The organism is Sorangium sp. So ce726 (assembly GCF_051521405.1).
GTDB lineage: Bacteria > Myxococcota_A > Polyangia > Polyangiales > Polyangiaceae > Sorangium.
The window spans coordinates 4,021,357-4,039,890 of sequence record NZ_CP150349.1; the positions used below are offsets into that span (position 1 = coordinate 4,021,357).

General features: G+C 72.0%; 17 protein-coding genes and 1 pseudogene. 14 read left to right on the top strand and 4 right to left on the bottom strand.

Features of this window, described 5'->3' with window-relative positions; all coding sequences use genetic code 11:
• The first annotated feature begins 64 nt into the window (after positions 1 to 64).
• From WME79_RS15105 to WME79_RS15120, 4 genes are all read left to right on the top strand, one after another.
• Positions 65 to 2,173 (top strand): hybrid sensor histidine kinase/response regulator, encoded by a 2,109-nt coding sequence (locus tag WME79_RS15105; RefSeq protein ID WP_437535720.1) that lies wholly within the window; start codon positions 65 to 67, stop codon positions 2,171 to 2,173.
• 153 nt (positions 2,174 to 2,326) lie between these two features.
• A complete protein-coding gene (locus tag WME79_RS15110; RefSeq protein WP_437535723.1) occupies positions 2,327 to 3,964 on the top strand; it encodes an FG-GAP repeat domain-containing protein in 1,638 nt (545 codons plus the stop codon).
• 64 nt (positions 3,965 to 4,028) lie between these two features.
• Positions 4,029 to 4,538, top strand: coding sequence for a hypothetical protein (locus WME79_RS15115; RefSeq protein WP_437535726.1), 510 nt, complete (start codon positions 4,029 to 4,031; stop codon positions 4,536 to 4,538).
• Positions 4,539 to 4,587: 49 nt separating this feature from the next.
• The gene (locus tag WME79_RS15120) at positions 4,588 to 5,670 is read left to right on the top strand and encodes a hypothetical protein (RefSeq protein ID WP_437535728.1); all 1,083 of its coding nucleotides are present in this window, start codon (positions 4,588 to 4,590) and stop codon (positions 5,668 to 5,670) included.
• A 67-nt stretch (positions 5,671 to 5,737) separates the two neighbouring features.
• Here WME79_RS15120 and WME79_RS15125 read toward each other — a convergent pair whose 3' ends face one another.
• Positions 5,738 to 6,883 carry an FAD-binding oxidoreductase gene (locus tag WME79_RS15125; RefSeq protein WP_437535731.1) on the bottom strand — a complete coding sequence of 382 codons (1,146 nt, stop codon included), beginning with the start codon at positions 6,881 to 6,883 and terminating at the stop codon, positions 5,738 to 5,740.
• Between the two features lie 574 nt (positions 6,884 to 7,457).
• Here WME79_RS15125 and WME79_RS15130 point away from each other — a divergent pair.
• Complete coding sequence (locus WME79_RS15130) at positions 7,458 to 8,507, top strand: hypothetical protein (protein ID WP_437535734.1); 1,050 nt, start codon at positions 7,458 to 7,460, stop codon at positions 8,505 to 8,507.
• A gap of 70 nt (positions 8,508 to 8,577) precedes the next feature.
• Entirely contained in the window at positions 8,578 to 10,167 is a 1,590-nt protein-coding gene (locus WME79_RS15135) for a hypothetical protein (protein ID WP_437535736.1), read from the top strand.
• Positions 10,168 to 10,198: 31 nt separating this feature from the next.
• Here WME79_RS15135 and WME79_RS15140 read toward each other — a convergent pair whose 3' ends face one another.
• Positions 10,199 to 12,040, bottom strand: coding sequence for a glycosyltransferase family 39 protein (locus tag WME79_RS15140; protein ID WP_437535739.1), 1,842 nt, complete (start codon positions 12,038 to 12,040; stop codon positions 10,199 to 10,201).
• Positions 12,041 to 12,200: 160 nt separating this feature from the next.
• On the opposite strand from WME79_RS15140, the gene WME79_RS15145 reads away from it, so the two are divergent.
• Both WME79_RS15145 and WME79_RS15150 read left to right on the top strand, forming a co-directional pair.
• Positions 12,201 to 13,400, top strand: a complete 1,200-nt coding sequence (locus tag WME79_RS15145; RefSeq protein ID WP_437535742.1) for a hypothetical protein — start codon at positions 12,201 to 12,203, stop codon at positions 13,398 to 13,400.
• Positions 13,401 to 13,476: 76 nt separating this feature from the next.
• Entirely contained in the window at positions 13,477 to 13,932 is a 456-nt protein-coding gene (locus tag WME79_RS15150; protein WP_437535745.1) for a hypothetical protein, read from the top strand.
• 229 nt (positions 13,933 to 14,161) lie between these two features.
• Here WME79_RS15150 and WME79_RS15155 read toward each other — a convergent pair whose 3' ends face one another.
• Entirely contained in the window at positions 14,162 to 15,001 is an 840-nt protein-coding gene (locus WME79_RS15155) for an amidohydrolase family protein (RefSeq protein ID WP_437535748.1), read from the bottom strand.
• Positions 15,002 to 15,044: 43 nt separating this feature from the next.
• Here WME79_RS15155 and WME79_RS15160 point away from each other — a divergent pair, with 43 nt between their 5' ends.
• The 4 genes and pseudogenes from WME79_RS15160 to WME79_RS15175 form a co-directional block, all read left to right on the top strand.
• Positions 15,045 to 15,194 carry a hypothetical protein gene (locus WME79_RS15160; RefSeq protein WP_437535750.1) on the top strand — a complete coding sequence of 50 codons (150 nt, stop codon included), beginning with the start codon at positions 15,045 to 15,047 and terminating at the stop codon, positions 15,192 to 15,194.
• Positions 15,195 to 16,055: 861 nt separating this feature from the next.
• Entirely contained in the window at positions 16,056 to 16,475 is a 420-nt protein-coding gene (locus WME79_RS15165) for an outer membrane protein assembly factor BamB family protein (protein WP_437306528.1), read from the top strand.
• Between the two features lie 295 nt (positions 16,476 to 16,770).
• A complete protein-coding gene (locus WME79_RS15170; RefSeq protein WP_437535753.1) occupies positions 16,771 to 17,046 on the top strand; it encodes a transposase zinc-binding domain-containing protein in 276 nt (91 codons plus the stop codon).
• Between the two features lie 189 nt (positions 17,047 to 17,235).
• Positions 17,236 to 17,340: pseudogene (locus tag WME79_RS15175) on the top strand (hypothetical protein); the annotation flags it as partial.
• 12 nt (positions 17,341 to 17,352) lie between these two features.
• Here the strand turns inward: WME79_RS15175 and WME79_RS15180 are convergent.
• Positions 17,353 to 17,490, bottom strand: a complete 138-nt coding sequence (locus WME79_RS15180) for a hypothetical protein (RefSeq protein WP_437535756.1) — start codon at positions 17,488 to 17,490, stop codon at positions 17,353 to 17,355.
• Positions 17,491 to 17,588: 98 nt separating this feature from the next.
• Between WME79_RS15180 and WME79_RS15185 the strand changes: the two genes are divergently transcribed.
• Positions 17,589 to 17,933 carry a transposase gene (locus WME79_RS15185; RefSeq protein WP_437535759.1) on the top strand — a complete coding sequence of 115 codons (345 nt, stop codon included), beginning with the start codon at positions 17,589 to 17,591 and terminating at the stop codon, positions 17,931 to 17,933.
• Positions 17,934 to 17,938: 5 nt separating this feature from the next.
• Positions 17,939 to 18,487 (top strand): TetR/AcrR family transcriptional regulator, encoded by a 549-nt coding sequence (locus tag WME79_RS15190; protein ID WP_437535761.1) that lies wholly within the window; start codon positions 17,939 to 17,941, stop codon positions 18,485 to 18,487.
• Positions 18,488 to 18,534: the final 47 nt, after the last annotated feature.

The following is an 18,534-nucleotide window of genomic DNA, read 5'->3' on the forward strand; positions in this document are numbered from 1 at the left end:
GGCGCGTCGGTGGGTGGCGAAACGCCGAGCGCGCCATTACGCAAACCTCCGGGCGAGGACGACGATGCGGAGCACACGGGTGGACGGGACTGGCTGCCAGCGAACCGAGGGCGCCACCGTGGCCGGGCAGGCCGAGGTGGCGCTGCGGGAGAGCGAGGCCCGCGACCGCGCGGCCAGCGCAGAAGCCGCCCGGCTGGAGGCCGAGGCGGCCGTCCGGCGGAGCGAGGAGCAGTATCGCCTCGTCAACCGCGCCACGAACGACGTGATCTGGGACTGGGATCTGGAGACGAACCGGGTCTACTGGAACGGCGCGGTCGTCCAGCACTTCGGCTGCACGCCGGAGGAGCTCGGCGACAGCCCCGAGGGCTGGTACGACCGCATCCACCCGGAGGACAAGGCGCGGGTGTCCGAGGGGATCCGTGCGGCGATCGACGGCAACGGGGAGAGCTGGACCGACGAGTACCGCTTTCGCAAGAGCGACGGCTCGTACGCGCCCTTCCTCGACCGCGGCTACATCGGCCGGAGCGCGAGCGGCGCGCCCACCCGCATGATCGGCTCGATGCTGGATCTGACCGAGCGCCACCGGGCCGAGGCCGCCCTGCGCGAGAGCGAGCTCTTTCACCGTCAGACCCTCGAATCGATCCCGGGCATGGTGTGGGCGACCCGGCCCGACGGCTACTGCGAGTTCCTCAGCGAGCAATGGGTTGATTTCACCGGCGTGCCTGCCGAGCGGCAGTTCGGCGACCGGTGGCTCGAGGTCCTGCACCCGGACGATCGGGACCGGGTCTTCACCGCGTGGCGCGCCGCGGTCGGGGGGCTCGCCCCGTATGACCTGGAGTACCGCGTCCGGCGGCGCGACGGCGGATACCAGTGGTTCAAGGTGCGCGGGCGGCCCATCCGCGACGCCTCGCGCCGGATCGTCCGCTGGTTCGGGATCGGGATCAACATCCACGATCTCAAGCTGGCAGAGCAGGCGCTGCGGGACGCGGACCGACGGAAGGACGAGTTCCTGGCCATGCTCGCCCACGAGCTTCGCAACCCCCTCGCGCCCGTCCGCACGGCCGTCGCGATGCTCCGGAGGGTCGGAACGGCGGATCCCGTGCAGCGGCGAGCCCGGGACGTGATCGATCGCCAGGTCACGCACATGGTCCGGCTGATCGACGACCTGCTCGACATCTCTCGCATCGCCCGCGGCCGGATCCAGCTCCGCAAGGCGCGCTGCGATCTCGTCGGCATCGTCCGCCAGACCGCCGAGGATTACCGGGCGAACCTCGAGGCCGACGGCGTGGCGCTCAGCGTGAGCGCGCCGGACGAGCCGCTCTGGGTCGAGGGCGACGAGACCCGGCTGGCGCAGATGCTGGGCAATCTGCTGCAGAACGCCGGCAAATTCACCGACGCGGGCGCGAGCGGGGGCGGGCGCGTGAGCGTGCGCGTCGAGGCGGGCCCTCGTCCTCGGGCGCCCGGGCGCGACGGGGGCGCGGTTGGACAGGCCGTCATCACGGTCGAGGACAACGGCGTCGGGATGGATCCGGGGCTGCTATCGCGCATCTTCGACCCGTTCAGCCAGGCGGATCAGGGGCTGGCCCGGAGCAAGGGGGGGCTCGGGCTCGGCCTTGCGCTGGTGAAGGGGCTCGTCGAGCTCCACGGCGGGACGGTGGCGGCGCACAGCGAGGGGCCCGGCCGCGGCTCTGTGTTCACGCTGCGGCTGCCGCTCGCGGCGCCGGTCGTCCGGGACCTGTCGGCCGCCGCCGACGGGGAGGAGGCCAGTCGCCAGGGGGTTCGCGTCCTCGTGATCGAGGACAACCACGACGCGGCCGAGAGCCTCGAGATGCTCTTGACCCTGAGCGGCTACGACGTGGAGACGGCGTTCGACGGCCCGACCGGCCTGACGGCGGCCCGGACGCGCCCTCCGGATGTGGTCCTGTGCGACCTCGGGTTGCCGGGCGGGATGGATGGGTACGACGTGGCCCGCGCCATCCGCGCCGAGCCGTCCCTCGCGTCGACGCGCCTCGTCGCCCTGAGCGGTTACGGTCAGGACGAGGACCGGCGCAGATCGCGAGAGGCGGGCTTCGACAAGCACCTCGTCAAGCCAGCCGAGGACACCGCGCTGATGGAGGCCCTGTCGGCGGGGCGCCGCGAGCTGCGCAGCTCGGCGAGCTCGCTCCCGCGCTGACGGGTGATGGATCCGACGCGTTGATCTATCCTCCGGTCTGTGGCGCGGAAGAGCCCGAGCTTTGAACGCCTGCTCACGGACCGCGAAGGCCCGAGCTTTGACCGGCGCCGGCGCGTGGCGCGCGCCTCGCGCACATTGCGTGTCTCGCGCGCAATGCATGTTGCGACCGACCTGGATGAGTGGCGCGTCCGGCGCGCCGCTCGCGCGGGGGCGACCGTGGCCCTGTGGTTCGCGCTCCTTTCGCCGTCGGGCTGCGCCACGGGGACAGGTCGCGCTCCACCGCCCGAGCCGACGCAATCGCAGGCGCAGGCGGCGACGGCTGTCGCCCCGAGGCGCCTGCCGTACCGGATGGAGCCGGGTTGGCGGTCCGCCGACCAGGGCGCGAACTCGATGGGGATGGGGCTGGCCGACATCAACGGCGACGGGTTCAAGGACATCATCATCGCGAATGGCAACGACCTCGCGACGAAGCCCGTCGTCGTTTACTACAACGACGGGACCGGCCGGTTCCCGGAGCAGCCCAGCTGGTCGTCGCGGGATCTCGAGTACAACACCGGGCTCGCGGTGGGGGACATCGATCGCGATGGCCGGATCGACGTCGCGGTGAGCGTCGGCCCCATGCCTCCTCAGGATGTGAAGCAGGGACACGTCAAGGTCTATCGCAATCGCGGCGGGGCGCTCGAGCCGTCGCCGAGCTACCGCAGCGGGGACAGCTACTCGAGCGTCGGCTGCGCGCTGGGCGACATGGACGGCGACGGGGATCTCGATCTCGCGGCCTCCGTCGCGTTCGAGGAGGGCGTCGCGCCGGGCCCTGCGCGGCTCTATGAGAACGTCGATGGCGTGCTGTCCTCGCTGCCGGTCTGGAAGAGCGCCAGGGTCGACCACAGCTTCGGCATGGAGTTCGCTGACATCGATCAGGACGGCCTCCTGGATCTCGCCATCGCGATGCCGGGCGTCCCGATCTTCCGCGCCGTGCTGCGCGATCGTGGCGTCGTCTCGCTCCCGCGGGAGCCGGGCTGGACGGCGAGCCAGTCGATCCGATACCCGATGTTCCTGGACGCGGGGCGACTCGGGGCCTCCACCGGGCTCGTCGTCTCGTACAGCGACTATGGCGCGAGCCTCGGTCCGTCGGGCGGCGCGCGCGCGCCGAGCGTGTCCGCCGCGCCGGCGGCGGACGCGGGCGGAGATGCGGCCGGCGCTGGCGCGGGCGCGGCGAGCGCCAGCTCGACCCGCTTGGAGGCCTATGCGCCGCAGCTCGATCCGGGTCCGATCTGGCGGTCGGCGAGCATCGGCTGGGGGGCAGGCGTCGCGCTGGCTGACGTGAGCGGCGATGGCGTGCTGGATGTGATCGCGGGCCGCTGGGGTCCTGCGCCGCCGCCGAAATCGCTGGGCGCGCCGATGCAGATCTACCTCGGCCAGGGCGGCGGTTTCAGCCCGGAGCCCGTCTGGGTGTCTGCGACGAGCACCGTGCAAGAGGTCATCGCGCTCGCCGACCTGGGCCGCGAGGCGTTGCGGACAGCGACGGAGACGTTTCGCATCCAGCGCGAACGAGCCGTCGTCACGCTCTCTCGCCAGGTCATCGAGCAGATCGACGAGATCCGCCGCAATGGCGCGCTCGTCGCGCCGCGCGACGTCGCCTCGCTCCCTGGTGGGAGCTGGATCTCCTTCGCCCGGCGGCTCGTGCCTGGCGACGAGGTGCAGGTGCGTTACACGTACTCGACCGAGCTGGACATCGTCGTATCGAACTGCGATACATCGAGCTACATCTACTATCACACGCCGCCCCGGTGAACGCCGTGCGGCGCCGCGCGCGAGCTCGTCGTCGCGTGCATCACCCCACCGTGGAGCGGCCCCCATGTTGATGTTCTTCATCGCCGATCTCGCCCGCGATCCCAACCTCCAGGCGGCCTTCGCCGAGGATCCGGAGCACGCCATGGAGGCCGCCGGCCTCTCCGATCCTCAGAGAGCGGTGCTGCGCGCGCGCGATCCGAAGCGCATCGCCGATGCGGTCGCGCGGGAGGTCGAGGGCTTGCCGATGCGGTCGCCGGACCCGGTGGTCAACTGGATCGGCCCGGTGCTCCATGTCACCGCCGTCTACCCGCCCGCGGGCGTGGCGGGGCAGGTGGTCAAGCTGGTCGTGTACGGCACGTTCTTCGAGAGCGCCATGCAGTGCTCGCTGATCCAGGGGCAGACGGTGATTCGAGGGGTGGTCTCGAACGTGGTCACCGGGGAGAACTCGCGGATGGATGTGCAGTTCAACCTCGGCAACGCGCCCCCCGACTGGTTTGGTGTGCAGGCGAGGACGCAGAAGGCCGAGAGTACGCTGCCGAGGGCGTTCGAGGTGGAGCGCGCTCGCGTGCGATGAGCGGAACGCCCAGCGCGCGGGGCGGCGTCGCCGCTCGGAGGGGCGCGCCTTGATCGTCCCGCTCCATGCGCTGATGGCGCCGGACGCGGCGCTGCTCCCGCCGGCGCTGGTCTCTCCGGCGGCGTGCTCGCGCCTCGCGGCGGTCGCTGGCGGCCTGCCCGCGGCGGCGTCCAGCGTCGCGGTCGAGTGCCGTCTCGGGGCGTCCGAGCGCGTCGATCTGCTGGTGTGTTTGATCGCGGCGGAGGGCGGCCACCGCGAGCTCGTGCGGCGGCGCGCCGAGCTCGACCGGCTCGCGACGCCGGCGTGGGCGAGGGTTGTCGAGTTCTGCGCTGAGTGGGCTGACGCCGGCTCGCCGTTGCACCGGGGTGTCCCGCTGCTCTGGCTCGAGCTCGACCTCCCTGACGCCGGTGCGCTGCCTGGACCCGTGCCGGCGCCGTACCCGTTCCCCTGCGTCGAGCCCGGGATCGTGGGCGGCCTCGTAGCGGCGAGCCCCGGCGCGGCGGCTGGCGCGGCGCTCCCGGAGGGGGCGAGCGGCGGCGCGGCGCTCTCGGAGCGGGCGAGCGTGATCCGGCGGGCGCTCGCGCTCCTGCTCGGCGAGCCCGTGCCGCCGGCGGTCGATGGCGCGTTGCTCCGGTGCCTCGCGCGGCTGCCTCCGGGCGGGCGGGCGATGCACGTCGCGCCGCTCGCCGCGCGGGGAAGCGCCGCGGTCCGGCTGGTGGTGGCGATGGCGAAGGCCGATGTCCCTGCGTACCTGGCCCGGATCGGCTGGCCCGGGGCGCTCGCGGAGCTCGATGAGCTGCTCGAAAGCGTGGTCCCGTTCACGAGCCATGTCAGCTTCCACCTCGACGTCGACGCGGAGGTGCAGCCCATGCTGGGCCTGGAGATCTCGTATCCGGTCGTGGATGTCCGCTGGGCGACGGTGCTCGATCCGCTGGTGGCGCTGGGCGCGTGTTCGCCGGAGAAGCGCGATGCGGTCCTGGGCTGGCCGGCGGAAGCGCGGAGCTGGCCAGGCCGTGGGTGGCCGGTGCGCCTCCGTCAGGGGGTCATGCTCAAGCTGGTCTACCGGCCCGGCGTGCCGCTGGAGGCGAAGGCCTATCTCGGGATCACGCCCTACGTGGCGCTGTTCGGGTGATCGGGTGAGGCGGGGCGCGGCGCTCCCGCGATGTCGTGCCGTGAGGGCGGCACCCTGATCCCCCGTCTCATGGAGCGAAGACCGCGCCGCGGTTCAGGAGGAGCGCTGGATCCTGCTGCGCCTTGAGTCTGCGTAGCGTCTCGTAGGTCTCGTCGCCGAAGCAGGCGCGGTAGGCGTCGACGTCCCAGGTCGCCTCGGACTGGATGTACCGGCGGCAGCCGAGCTCGACGGCGTGCCTCGTGAGCTCCTCGGCGCAGGCGCGCAGCGGGCCCGCCGCGTCGCCGGGGGGCAGGCGCAGGGCGCCCCAGGAGCCGATAGCGAAGAACGGCTCATCGCGCGGGTACACCAGCGGAGGCACGGGGTGCCGCTGGCGGATGGGGTACACGTAGCGCCTGCGGTAGTCGAGGAGGCCAGCGTGCGCCGCCTCCAGGGCCGCGATCCGCGCTTGCGCCACGGCGAGCCGCTTTCCCGGGGTGAACAGGGTGAACCACACGAGCTGCTCGTCGCGCTCATGCTCGTCCAGCCCGGGCCCTTTCAGCTCTTGCGAGGTGGCGATGAGCTGCCGGGTGGCGCCGGCGCCGGTCGGGTAGGGCGGGGGATTCGCGCTGTCGAGCGGGACGAGTTTGAGCGTCGCGTCGGCGACGACGCCGAGCTGCCCCATGGCGCCGAACAGCCATGGAAAGAGCGCGTCGTCCCTGTCGACGCGGCGGAGCCGGCCTGTGCCGTCGACGAGCGTCACGGCCGCGACGTTCTCCCAGAAGCCGCCGTGCAGGCTGGAGCCCGGCCCGAAGCCGCCCGCGGCGACGAAGCCGGCGACGGAGGGCCCAGCGTGGCCGTCGTTCACGACGGGCACCGTGAAGCCATGGCGCTCCACGACGTCGCGCACGTCCCAGAGGACGGCGCCCCCGCCCGCGGTCACGGTGCCTTCCGCCTCGAAGCGGACGTCGGCGAGCCGCTCGGTGCGGACGAGGAGCTCGCCCGCGCCGGGCAGCGAGGCGCCGTTCAGGCAGTGCCCCTGGCCGCGGATCCGCACCGGGACGCCGTGCCGGTGGGCCGTCCCGAGGGCGTCCGCGAGTTCGGCAGAGGAGGCGGGGGCGATCTCACAGAAGGTCTCCGCGCTCTGCCGCAGGCCGCCGTAATGGGATATCGGGCCGGAGGTCACCCGCGGAGCGAACGCGGAGAAGAGCTCGCGGAGCTGCTGCGGGCGCTGCACGGCGCGAGGCTATCACGTAGAGATCGCAGCGCTATTTCAGCATCGCGCATCGCTTTTCTTTTTTGCCTCTCACGGCTATCTGCCGGGCTCTCACAGGAAAGCGTGGCCGCCATCCGGCCCGGCCCAGCCGCCGACGATCTGTCCGCGGTCGTTGATATTGTACGCGATCGCGAAGAAGGTATCACTTCGCGTTCCAGATGAACGGCCGGGTGCTGCCCGTGGCATCGTCGGCCAACCCGATGACTTCTGTGCGTCGTTCGGAGCGCGGGCGCGTGGCGACAAACGCCGATCTCCGCGATAGAGAGCGTCGTTGGGCGGCGCGTCAGAGCGACGTCACAGAAACGATCTGTCGACTTCTTGCGAAGATGCGAAGACGCGAAGACGCGAAGACGCGAAGATGCGAAGATGGACAGTGTAAGCGACGCGAAGGGCGTTGAACTCCGGAGCGCAGTCGTGTAATTGTCTCTCTGTTATCGTGGGCATTCCGCGGTCGTCGCCCGGAGCGAGAAGGGATCTCCGCTGCCGCAGGACGCGATGCCGTCGGTATCCCACCAGCACGAAAGGAAGCGTCGTCATGATGAGATTCCGTATGCTTGCGGCGTCAGGCGCTCTCGGCCTCCTGTCTCTCGCCAGCGCCTGTAGCTCCTCGGGAGACCCGGCCGTTGACGGCGTCGAGCCCGCGCCCGCCGCGCGTGGTCTCAGCATCGTCGAGATGGATGAGGCGGCCGGGAAGCTCGTCCTGAAGTTCGAGAAAGACGGTCGCTCGATCACCTACGAGATGCGCCTCGGCCCGAAGATGGACACGCCCCCGACCGCCGAGGAGCTCAAGGCGAACCCCGAGCTCCCGACCTACCAGATCGACGCTCAGGTCCTCGACGCCAACGGGCAGCCTTTCCAGATGCAGATGGGCGGCGACTCCTTCATCGACTCGAGCTGGGCGATGCCGCACGTCGAGAACTTCGACGAGGCCGGGCGTCTCAAGGACATCCGGCTCATGCGCGACGCGGTCCCCGCGTTTCGCGGGCTGAAGTTGCCGGATGGCCTGGAGCAGCTCCGCCTCGCGGGCATCGAGATCGGCCTCGGCGTCGAGGAGGTGCCCGAGAAGCCGGGCCTCGCGATCCCCGCGCAGGCCGAGCCGGCGATCGGCCAGGGCACCCTCGCCCCGCAGGCGGACACGGTGACCGGAGGGGCCGCCGTCGCGAAGTGGGATTACCAGATCCGGAACAAGGACCTGCTGGGCGGCCTCGGCGACCACACAGCGGTCCTCCTCCGCGGCTGGTCGTCGTCGAGCTCCGTGGTCTTCAACGCGGTCAGCTGCAATCACGGCTCCTGCGCCAACTCGTCCGCGATGAGCACTCACTGCACGATGAGCGGCTACCGGAGCGACGACGGCACGCACACGCGCTTCTTCTACTCCGAGCCCTCGACCAGCACGGGCGAGCGGTCCGGTGGCTGCACGACCGGCTATAGCTGGGACAGCGGACTCATCGCCGGCAGCAGGCACAATTGCAACGACGACGCCGAGCTCCAGCGGAACGCGATCTACAGCGACGCCGCGCAGTCCACGACGGGCGGTTCGTGCGGCTCGCGCGGGCTCCACAACTCGTCGCCGGGCTGTCACTGAGGTATCGAGGGTTGAAACGGAGACGGGCCGCCTCACGAAGGGCGGGCCGCCCTCCCTCCAGACCAGCGCCGTGCCGCCGCTGATTCCGCGCCGCCTGATCCCGCGTCCCCTCGTTCGCCGCCGCGGCGCTGCGCTCGCGGGGCTCGCGCTCGCCCTCCTGTTTGCCATCGCCTTCGCGGCCCGCGTGGCCGAGCCGCTCGGCCCGGACCAGGGGCTCTTCGCCTGCTTCGGCCGCTGGGTGCCGCGCGGCTTCCTGCCGTACCGCGACCTGTTTGACAGCAAGCCACCGCTCTTCCTGTACTGGTTCTCGCTCCTCGCGCTCGTTCCGGACGACCTCCCGCGCGCGCTCTGGTGGCTCGAAGGGGCGTGGCTCGCCGGGACGCTCGCGTTCGCGTGCGCCTGCGCCTCGGGCGCGTGGGGCCGCGCCGCGGGGGTCGCGTCGGCCGCGCTGCTCTTCGCCGGCCTGTGGGCGCCGGGCTTTGGCGGGTTCTGGGCCCGCGCGCAGGCCGAGGAGATCCTTGCGCTCCCGATGCTCGCGTCGGCGTGGCTCGCGCTCCGCGCCGCGGGGCGCGAGCGGCTCGCCTTCCTGGCAGGTCTCCTCGCCGGCGTCTGCGGGGTCATGAAGGTCCCCTCGCTCGCGATCGTGGCGGCGTGGTCGGCCTTCTTCGCGCTGGAGGTCCGGGGCCGCGGCGCGCTCCGGCGCATCGCGTGGCTCCTCGCCGGCGTCGCGGTCCCCTGGGCCCTCACCTTTGCGTGGTTCGGCGCGCACGGGGAGGCGCGGCGCCTCGTCGCCGCGGTCTTCACGTACCAGGTCGCCTACGCGGAGCTGATCGCGCTGCCGCTGCCCTCGGTGCTCCTCTCGTTCACGGCGACGCTCGCCGACGTGGCCGCCCTCCCGCTCGCCGCGGCCGCCGTGGGGCTCTTCGCGCTCGCCCGCCGCCGCGCGCCCGAGGCGTCGTGGCTCGCGGCGTGGATCGGCATGACCTGCGCCGCGATCGTCGCGCAGCGGCAGCTCGCGGGGTACCACTACCTGCTCGCGCTGCCTCCCCTCGCGACCGCAGGTGGTTACGGCGTCTCGGCCGCCCTGCGCGCCGCGCGCCGCCGAGGGCGGGCCCGCGCGGCGGCGCGGGTCGCGCTGGCCGCGCTGGCCGCGCTCGTCCTGCGGAGCGGCGCCGCGTGGTCCGCCGCGTACGCGCCCGGGGCGGCGCACGTCACGGGCCGGCTCAGCCGCGCAGGTTACCTGCGGCAGCTCCAGCCCGGCGCCTTCTCGATGGTGATCGAGGAGGCGGTCGCGCGCGTGATCCGCGAGCGCACCCGCCCGGACGAGGGGATCCTGGTCTGGGCGTGGTCGCCCGGGATCTATGCGCTCGCCGACCGGCACCCGATCACGCGTTACGCGTTCCACAAGCTGATGCTCACCGCGGCGCCGCTCTCGACGCGGATCCCCGGCCTCGAGGAGCGCCGCGCGGAGCTCGTCCAGCGGCTCGCGGTCGACCCTCCCGCGTACGTGATCGTCGCCCACGGGGACGAGGACGCGTTCGAGCCCGTCGATTCGCAGGGCACGCTGCTGCAGTTCCCGGAGCTGCGCGATCGGGTCGCCCGCGAGTACGTCGTCGAGCAGCGGATCGGCCGGATGATCCTCTACCGGCGGAAGCCCTGACCCGCGGGGCTCGTCCGAGGCGAGCGCGCGCTCACCGCGAGAGCGCGTCGAAGGCCGCCCAGAACGCCGGGTCGACGAGCGCGGCGCGCCGCGCGCGCGCGAGCTCCCTCGCGCGGGGCCGCGCGTAGCTCGGGCTCGCGGCGAAGGCCGCGCGCAGGTCGCGGAGCGCGGCCTCGCGATCGCCGGCGTCGAGGTGCAGCGCGGCGAGATCCATGTGCTCGACCGCGTACTCCGGCGGCGCGCGCCTGCCGGCGGCGACGTTCGCCTCGAGCGCGCGGATCGCGCCGGCGCGGTCGCCCGCGCGGGCGCGCGCGGCGGCGGCCTGCCGGCCCGGCCAGAGGTCCCATGGATCGCGCGCAGCGGCGCGCTCCCAGGCGTCGGCCGCCTCGACGGGGCGGCCGAGCGCGTCGAGCGCGTTGCCCAGCTCGAGCCACGGCCGCGGGTCGTCCGGATCGGCCTGCGCCGCGCGCCGGAAGTTCTCGATCGCCCGTTCCGGGGCGTCGAGCTTGCGGTGCGCGAGGCCACGGTAGAGATCGCGCTCGGCCGGGGACGCCATCGTCGCCTCGCGGGCGGGGAGCGCGCAGGCGACGGCGAGGACGGCGGCCGCCGCGATCGCGCGCGCGGCGCGCGCTCGCGACGCGGCGTGATCGCGCGCCGCGCGCACGATCGCGGCCGCGCCGGCGACCGCGAAGATGGCGAGGACCGGGACGCACGGGACGCGGTAGCGGGCCGACGCGAAGAAGAACGCGTAGACCGCGGCCTGCGAGGCGACGAAGGCGAGGGGCAGCGCGAGCCGCGCGCGCTCGCGGAGGCTCGTCGCCAGCCCCACGAGCGCGAGTGGCACGAGCGCGCCGTCGGGCCACCCGGTCGCGCGCGGGCCGACGAGCGCGCGGAGCACGCGCGACTCGGATCGCACGGCGTAGAGATCGGTGTCGCGCGGGATCTCGACCGCGTGGAAGAAGAGCCAGAGCTTGCGCAGGTACAGGCCAAGCGCGTCGAGCGGGTGGGCCGCCCAGAACGCGAGCCCGCGGCGGAAGAACCAGGAGGACGCCTCGCCCGGCGCCGAGATCCGCGCCGCGCGCCACGGCTCCTGGGTGAGCTCGGTCCAGCGAGGGCCGGGGCGGATCGCGAGCGTCTCGAGGTACCGCTCGTTGTTGCCGAGGAAGAAGTTCAGGCCCCCGTTGGTCGAGATGAGGACGAGCTCGCCCGAGCGCAGGGTGTTGCGCACCGCGACCGGGACGAGGGGCGCGAGCACCGCGGCGGCGAAGACCCACGGGACCAAGCGGCGCTCGCGGGTGCGCGCGAGCACGACCGCCGCGATCGCCGCGAAGGGGAGGATGACGGGCGTGAAGAGCGCGGAGACCCCGAGCAGGCCGCCCGCCGCCGCTGCGCGCGCGACGCTCCGCGGGGCGTCGCGGAGCAGGGCGAGCGCCGCGAGATCGAGGACCCCGGACCACGTCGCGGGGAGGAGCTCCCCGCCAGCAAAGACGAGCAGCCCGTGGAGCGCGACGACGGCGGCGGCGGCGATCGCGGCGGGCGCGCGCAGGCCGAAGAGGCGCCGCGCGAGGAGCCACACGAGCGCGCACGCGGCCGTCCCGGCCAGCGCCTGGAGCAGCCGGGGCGCGTAGAGGCCGTTCCCCACGGCGCGGAAGGTCGCCGCGAGCACGAAGAGGATCCCCGGCGGCTGCCAGAACGGGCGATCCTCGAGGGGGAGCCCGCTCGCGCTCCTCCGCGCCTCGTCGACGTAGCGGGCTTCGTCGAGCGGCGGGTTCTCGAAGAGGACGTCCCCGCGCAGCTCGTCCAGGTAGAGGAGCCGCACGGCGAGCGCGAGGACCAGGACACCCCCGAGCGCGACGCCTTCCCGGCGCGTCACGCCTGCCTCGCTCGCCCGCGGCGCCGCGCCCGACGGCGACCCAGAGGTCTGGCAGGGCCCCGGCGCGCGCACCCGCAGGCGAGCACGACGGGTGTACCATTGCGCGATGGTGCACGGGGCAACCCCACCATAGTAGGCAAAGCGACGCCGAGGGCGAACGATGAACGAGAGGGGGCTCGAGGCCGCGCTGCGGCGTGATCCGACCGATGCGCAGGCCTGGCTCGCGTACGCTGAGACGCTGAGGGCGGCGGGTGATCCGCTGGCTGAGTTGATCGACTGGGAGCGGCGGGTGAGGGCCGACGAGGCGGGAGCGTGGCAAGCGCGGCGGAGGGCGCGGGACGAGCTGCGCGGGGCGTGGGAGCTGAGCGACAAGGATGGGGTCGACGGCGAGTTCGCGTGGGGGTTGTTCAAGGTGCGTCGGGTGAGGAAACATCATGCGGCGTGCCTGTGGCGTCTGACTCGAGTACGGCTGCTGGACGCGAGCTCGCTGGAGCTCGAGCAATTGCCGCGCGCTGAGCTGGAGGAGTGCCTGGCTGCGCTCGAGGCGCTGAAGCCGCGACGGCTGCTGTTGTCCGATGCCTTGCTCGACGCAGGGGATGCATTGACGCTGGCGCGAGCTCCCGCGACAACGAGGCTGCGGCAGCTGGTGTTGGAGGCGAGCGGCGCGAGCTTCGAGGGGGACGCCGTGATGGCGGAGTTTGCTCGCGCGCTGCCGAAGGAGGAGCTCGGGCAGCTGGGGTTGTGGAATCTGCGGATCGGGGACGCCGGGCTGGAGGCTTTGCACGGCGCGGGCGCCTGGCTGCACTTGCGGCACCTGTCGTTGGGCTTCAACGAGCGGGTGTTGAGCGGGTCGCTGTGCACGCTGTTCGAGGGGGCATGCTGGCCTCGGTTGGAGCGGCTGGCGCTCGGCTGCAGTGAAGTGGATGCCAGCGTGATGCCGCGCCTGTCGGGTCTGCCGCTGGCGGCACGGCTGCGCTCGTTGAGCTTGTGGGGAACTCCGGCGGGCCCGGCGTTCTGGCGTGACCTGGCGGAGAGCGCGAGCTGGGCCTCGCTGCAGCGGCTGAACGTGGAGGAGAGCGACTTCGATGACGCGGCCGCGCATGCGTTGAGTCACGCTCGAGATCGGTCGCTCGAGCTGCTCATGTCCTTCTTCACGCCGCTCGGCGCGGACGCGGCGTTGTCGCTCCTCCGCGCCGAGGGGCTGCCGAGTTTGCGGCTGTTGGCGAACATCACCTCCGCGGCACCCGAGCAGATGGCGGAGCTGCGCGGTTTTGGCCAGCGGTTCACCTTGGGCAGCGTCCACGACTGCGGAACGCCTCAGTGGATCGTGCGCGATCACTTTGAGATGGAACAGTGGTAGTTTCAGGGCAGCCGCGAACCGGGCGCCAAGGTTATCCGCTTGCGCGGGCCCGGTGGGCCGAGTAACCGCTAGCTCGGTGCTGCTACTTCCGGTTCTGGCGCTCTTGTTCGCCCTCCGCGCCACGGCGCTCGGCGTTTGGCTGCACCAGCCGCTGAACACCGCGCTCGGTGTCGCTGCGGCGGTGCCGCATCTGCTCGCCATCTTGCTGCTCTCGCGCTCGGCCTCGCTGTCTCTCCCGCCACGCTTCGAGCTGAAGCTGACAGCGCAGCTCGCCTTGCTGCTCGTGGCGGGCCTTGCCTGGGCGATGGGGCAGGGCCTCGGCGCGCTCGCGCACGGCGCTGGCAAGCGTGGCGAGCTGGAACTCCCGGTAGTGTTTTTGGCGGCCGGCCACGTGGTCCTCGGCGCTTGGCTCGCTGGTATCGTCAAGGACAACGCCTTCGGGCAGCCACGCTTCGTCATGATCACGAAGCGTGTGTTGGCGATTCTGGTCGGGGTGGGCTGCGGCGCCGTCGCGTTTGCCTGCCGGCAGTAGCGACTTGTGGGTTGCGAGTCCTTGGGTCACGAGCGGGGCAGGCCGACGGCGCAGCGCACGTCCTCGCGCGCATCGAGCGCCTTCGCTCCATCCTGCAACCGCTCAGCGGCTGCGCGCGATTTCGATCGCCTCCCCGACGCGCTCCGCGGCTCCCCGCGACCTTCCCCTCCTGGATCCAGGCGAACCATCCTGAGCTGAGCGTCGAGCGGAGCGAGGCCACGCGCTGATGTCAAAGGCGGTAGAGACGGCAGGCGTTGTCGTGGAAGAGCTTGGCGCGGTTCTCCGCGGGCTCGGCTACGAGGAGCTCGTCGAGGAGCCGCACCCAGTCGCCGAGCGAGGACGTGAGGTTGCACACGGGCCAGTCACCGCCCCAGACAATCCGGTCCCAACCGAAGCAGGCGACGGCGTGCTCGACATAGGGCCGCAGCGCGTCGGCGGTGACTGCGCCCGGCTTGGCGTAGGTGACGAGGCCGGAGATCTTGCAGGCGACGTTCGGGCGGCGGGCCAGCTCGCGAAGGTCCGCCCGCCACGGGTCGAGCCCGCCACCCGCGATGTCCGGCATGCCGCAGTGGTCGAGGATGAGCTGGGTTGCCGGCGCCGCGTCGGCCAGCGCCGCCGCCAGCGGCAGCTGGCGGGCCCGGACGCAGATGTCGAAGGTCAATCCGGCCGCGCCGAGCGCGGCGACGTGGCGCCGGAAGAGCGCGCCTTGGGAGGTGGCGTCGGGCGCAACATACAGGATGCGGCGGATGCCTTTCAGCTTCGGATGACGGATCGCTTCGAGGTGCGCGGGGAAGTCTGCGTTCTCCGGCCGGCCCGACGCGACGACGCCGCGGATGCCGCTGGAGGGGTCCTCGGCGAGGGCGCAGAAGAACTTCGCCTCGTCCCCGGCATGCCCTTCGGGCACGTCGACCTCCATGAACACCGTCCCGGTGATGTCGCAGCTCGCAGCGGCCGCGCGGTACTCGGCGAGGGTGAAGGGCGCCGTCGCGAGCGCCGGTAGGCTGGCGGTCCACTTGTACGGAAAGCGGTCGCGGTAGACGAGGTGCTGGTGGCTGTCGATGCGCGGCATGGCGGGACGATAATGGCCAAGCCCTGGGCTTGGGGAGCTCCCCGTGACCGAGGCGTCGCTTCGGGCGGCCGTCGTCGCCTCGCTCGCCCGCACCCTGAGCCACGCCGTCGCCCTCGGGGATGAGGTGGCTGTCCGGGTCGTTCACGAAGCGATCGGTCGGCTGCTCGGGCTGCCGGCGGCACCGGAGGGGTGAGCGAGCTTGGGCCAGACGTCGAGCCCGCCGCTCGCGTCGACGGACACGTGTGCCCACGGCACGCCGATGCGCCCCTTAGCGCGCGCGGCGCCGCCCGGACCACGCTCTTTCGACCCAGGACCGAGCCATCACGACGCTCGCGGTCCCACCCTTTCGCTCTGCCGCGCTACACTTCCTCGCGCTGCGATCCGGCTTGATTTGCCTACGTGCCGAGACGCGCTGCCGGTTGCTGGCGAGGGCGGCCCACAGGGACAGGCCGCCAGCGCTGTAACCCGCGACGCCGAGACGCCCGAGCTGGATCGCTCCACGGTTCCTCGCGAGGCGTTGCTCGGCCCAGAGCAGCCGGAGCGCGCCACCGGCGAGGCAGGCAGAGAGGCGCTGATCGCAGCGCCGAAGTCGGAGCCGCTCGGCTTATCGAGCCGTCAGGGAACACGCTGCCCTGCCGGGGCGCAGGGCTCGGCGGCCCGGTCGATCAGCTGCGCCGCCGGGAGCGCGGCTCGATAGAAGCACATGGCCTGATCTTGCGTCGGTGCAGTGTCTTTCATCGAAGCCCGGGAGGCGGAGGAGAGTAGAGCGAACGCGGGCGACCTGTCGATCTTCCGCGAGCGGCCCCGAGCCCTCCGCGAGCGGAGCCACCCCCGCGCTCTCCGAGGTGTTCCGATAGACTACCATTGTGCCGGAGGAGCGCAGCGAGGAGCCGCTTGAGATGAGCTCGCTCCCCGCATCACCTTTCCGCCAGGAGCCCATGCGAGCTCGCATCTTCGCCGTGCGCGCGGCTCGCGACCCCGCACGTGCTCGCAGCTTGCCGCGCCGCCCCCCCGCTGATAGCTCGCTGGACGCAATCAGGAAGCGAGGGGACGTATGAGCGAATACCGAACAATCGCGGCGGCGCCGGTGCTGGTGGCGGCGTTCCGGGATCAGATCTTCGGCGTCGACCCGGCCACCGGGCGCGTCCTCTGGGAGTACAAGCAGGCCGGGGTCGGTTTCTCTTCCACAGCGCTCCTGATCACGCCTGCGGCGATCTACGCGGCGAGCTTCAGCCGCGTCGCCTGTCTGCATTACCCGACGGGCGAGCTGCTCTGGGAGGTGAAGGCCGCCACGCAGGGCCGCGCCACGCTCCTCCTGGAGGGAGACCGGCTCTTCGTCGCCAAGCAGGGCGAGGTGGAGTGTTTCTCGCTCACCGGCAAGAGCCTCTGGCACAACCAGTTCAAGAGCAAGGGGATGGGCCCGGTCGCCCTGGGCGTGCCGGACAATGTGGCGCAGCCGGACGACAAGGACTGACGCCCCCCGGCGCTACGCCGCCCGCGCCTCCCAGTCGATCCGGTACGCGTGCACGCGCGCCTGCACCGCCGCGCCGAGCCGCAGGAACAGCGGCAGCGCCCGGTCGCGGAACCACTCGGCCACCGGACCGGCGACCGCCTTGCGGCTGCCGTGCCGCCGCGCCTGGCGGACGATCGCCTCGACGCGCGGCCGCCGCAGACGCTCGAAGGCCGCGAACGCCTGCTCCGGCTCGGCCGCGTCCCGGAGGCACCGCGCGAGGAGCCGTCGTCCCGAGAAGACGACGCTCTACGAGATCGTGCGCGACAACGTGGAGACGCTGTACGGGGCCATCGACGACGGCGCCATCGCCGTCTGGAAACCCAAGCACGCGAAGAAGGAGCGCGAAGCCTACCTCGACTGCGGGCTGCTCTGCCGCGGGTTCGCGCGGCTCCGGTGCGAGCGCTGCGAAGAGAGTCGGCTGGTGGCCTTCAGCTGTAAAGGACGCGGTTTCTGCCCGTCGTGTCTGGGCCGACGCATGTGTGCCACGGCGGCGAACCTGATCGAGGACGTCCTGCCCGAGGTGGCGTTCTGACAGTGGGTGTTGACGTTTCCGTTTCCGTGGCGGCGCAGGCTCGCCCAGGACGGGGCGTTGTTCGGCGTGCTGACCCGCATCTTCGTCGAGAGCGTGGAGCGGTTCTACGAGAAGCGCGCCGCGCGCCGAGGCGCGTGCGGCGCGGTCAAGAGCGGCGCGGTGACCGTCGTGCAACGCACGTCCGGCGACATGCGGCTCAATCCGCATCCGCACGTGGTCTTCCTCGACGGGGCTTATCACGAAGACGGCACCGAGCTCGTGTGGAACGAACTCGGTCACCTGCGAACGCGCGAGGTCGGTCAGGTCCTAGAGCACGCCGTCCGGCGGATGCTCCGTTACCTCCGGCGGTACGGGCATCTCGAGATCGAGCACGACGTCGAGGCGGACGACGAGCCCGAGGCCGTGCTCTGTGCCTCCGCCGTCTCGGGACGAGAGCCGCGCCACACGTCGTCGCCCCGCAATGGCTCCGCGGACTCTCGTCGTATTGTCCGAGCGCGTTCGCGTACGACAAGCCGCTGTGCGCTGCGCTCGATGGCTTCACCTTGCACGCAGCGACGCGCGCCGGTGCGCACCATGCCGCGGCGAGGGAGGCGCTGCTGCGTTACGTGCTGCGACCCCCGATCGCAAAGGAGCGCGTCGAGCCGCAGCAGGACGGCCTGGTGTGGCTCTCGCGCAAGCGCGCCTTCGCCGACGGGACTGCCCTTGTGGACATGGATCCGCTCTCGCTCCTGTGCCGCCTCGCGGCCAGCGTCCCGCCGCCGCGCTTTCACACCGTCAAGTACGCTGGCGTGCCGGCCGAGAGCGTCGCCCGCGCGGTCTCGTTCAGCGCGCCGTCGGGCTGCCTCCGGGTCGCGAGGAGCTGCCAGAGGCTAGCTGTGCTAGCCTGACAGCGATGGCCGACGTCAAGGACAAGTTGCTCGCCGTAGCGTACCGGGTACTCGAGAGCGAAGGCCCAGCGGCGCTCACGACGCGGCGGGTGTGCGAGGAGGCCGGCGTGACGATGCCGACCCTCTACCACCACTTCGGCAACCGGGACGGGCTCGTGGCTGCGGTCCACGCCGTCGCGCTCGAGAAGTTCATGGCGAAGAAACGGGCGCTCACGCCGACAGACGACCCCGTCGCGGATCTCCGCACGGGCTGCGAGCACGTGCTCGAATTCGTGCAGGCCCACCCCTCCGTCACGGCCGCGTTGATGGCGCGCGGCATCGAGCAGCCGTCGATATTCGAGCCGAGCTACGCCCTGATGCGGCACCGCCTCGAGCGTTGCGCCAGGGCGGGCGCCCTGCGCGTGCCGATCGAGCGCGCTGCCGAGCACGTCTGGGCCGTCGTCCAGGGCCTCGCGCTCAGCATCGTCGCGAGCCCTTACGGCGCACCACCGAGCCGCGCCACCTCGGCCGGGGCGCTCGACGCGGTGTTCCAAGCGATCGCCGACCAATTGTAGCGCCGCTATAGACAAGTCGTGTAGCGATGCTATAGATGATCCTGGAG

Excerpts from the sequence above, each read along its gene's own strand:
- WME79_RS15105 (WP_437535720.1), top strand. The coding sequence starts at position 65 with ATGCGGAGCACACGGGTGGACGGGACTGGCTGCCAGCGAACCGAGGGC.
- WME79_RS15110 (WP_437535723.1), top strand. The coding sequence starts at position 2,327 with ATGCATGTTGCGACCGACCTGGATGAGTGGCGCGTCCGGCGCGCCGCT.
- WME79_RS15115 (WP_437535726.1), top strand. The coding sequence starts at position 4,029 with ATGTTGATGTTCTTCATCGCCGATCTCGCCCGCGATCCCAACCTCCAG.
- WME79_RS15130 (WP_437535734.1), top strand. The coding sequence starts at position 7,458 with ATGATGAGATTCCGTATGCTTGCGGCGTCAGGCGCTCTCGGCCTCCTG.
- WME79_RS15145 (WP_437535742.1), top strand. The coding sequence starts at position 12,201 with ATGAACGAGAGGGGGCTCGAGGCCGCGCTGCGGCGTGATCCGACCGAT.
- WME79_RS15155 (WP_437535748.1), bottom strand. The coding sequence starts at position 15,001 with ATGCCGCGCATCGACAGCCACCAGCACCTCGTCTACCGCGACCGCTTT.
- WME79_RS15165 (WP_437306528.1), top strand. The coding sequence starts at position 16,056 with ATGAGCGAATACCGAACAATCGCGGCGGCGCCGGTGCTGGTGGCGGCG.
- WME79_RS15190 (WP_437535761.1), top strand. The coding sequence starts at position 17,939 with ATGGCCGACGTCAAGGACAAGTTGCTCGCCGTAGCGTACCGGGTACTC.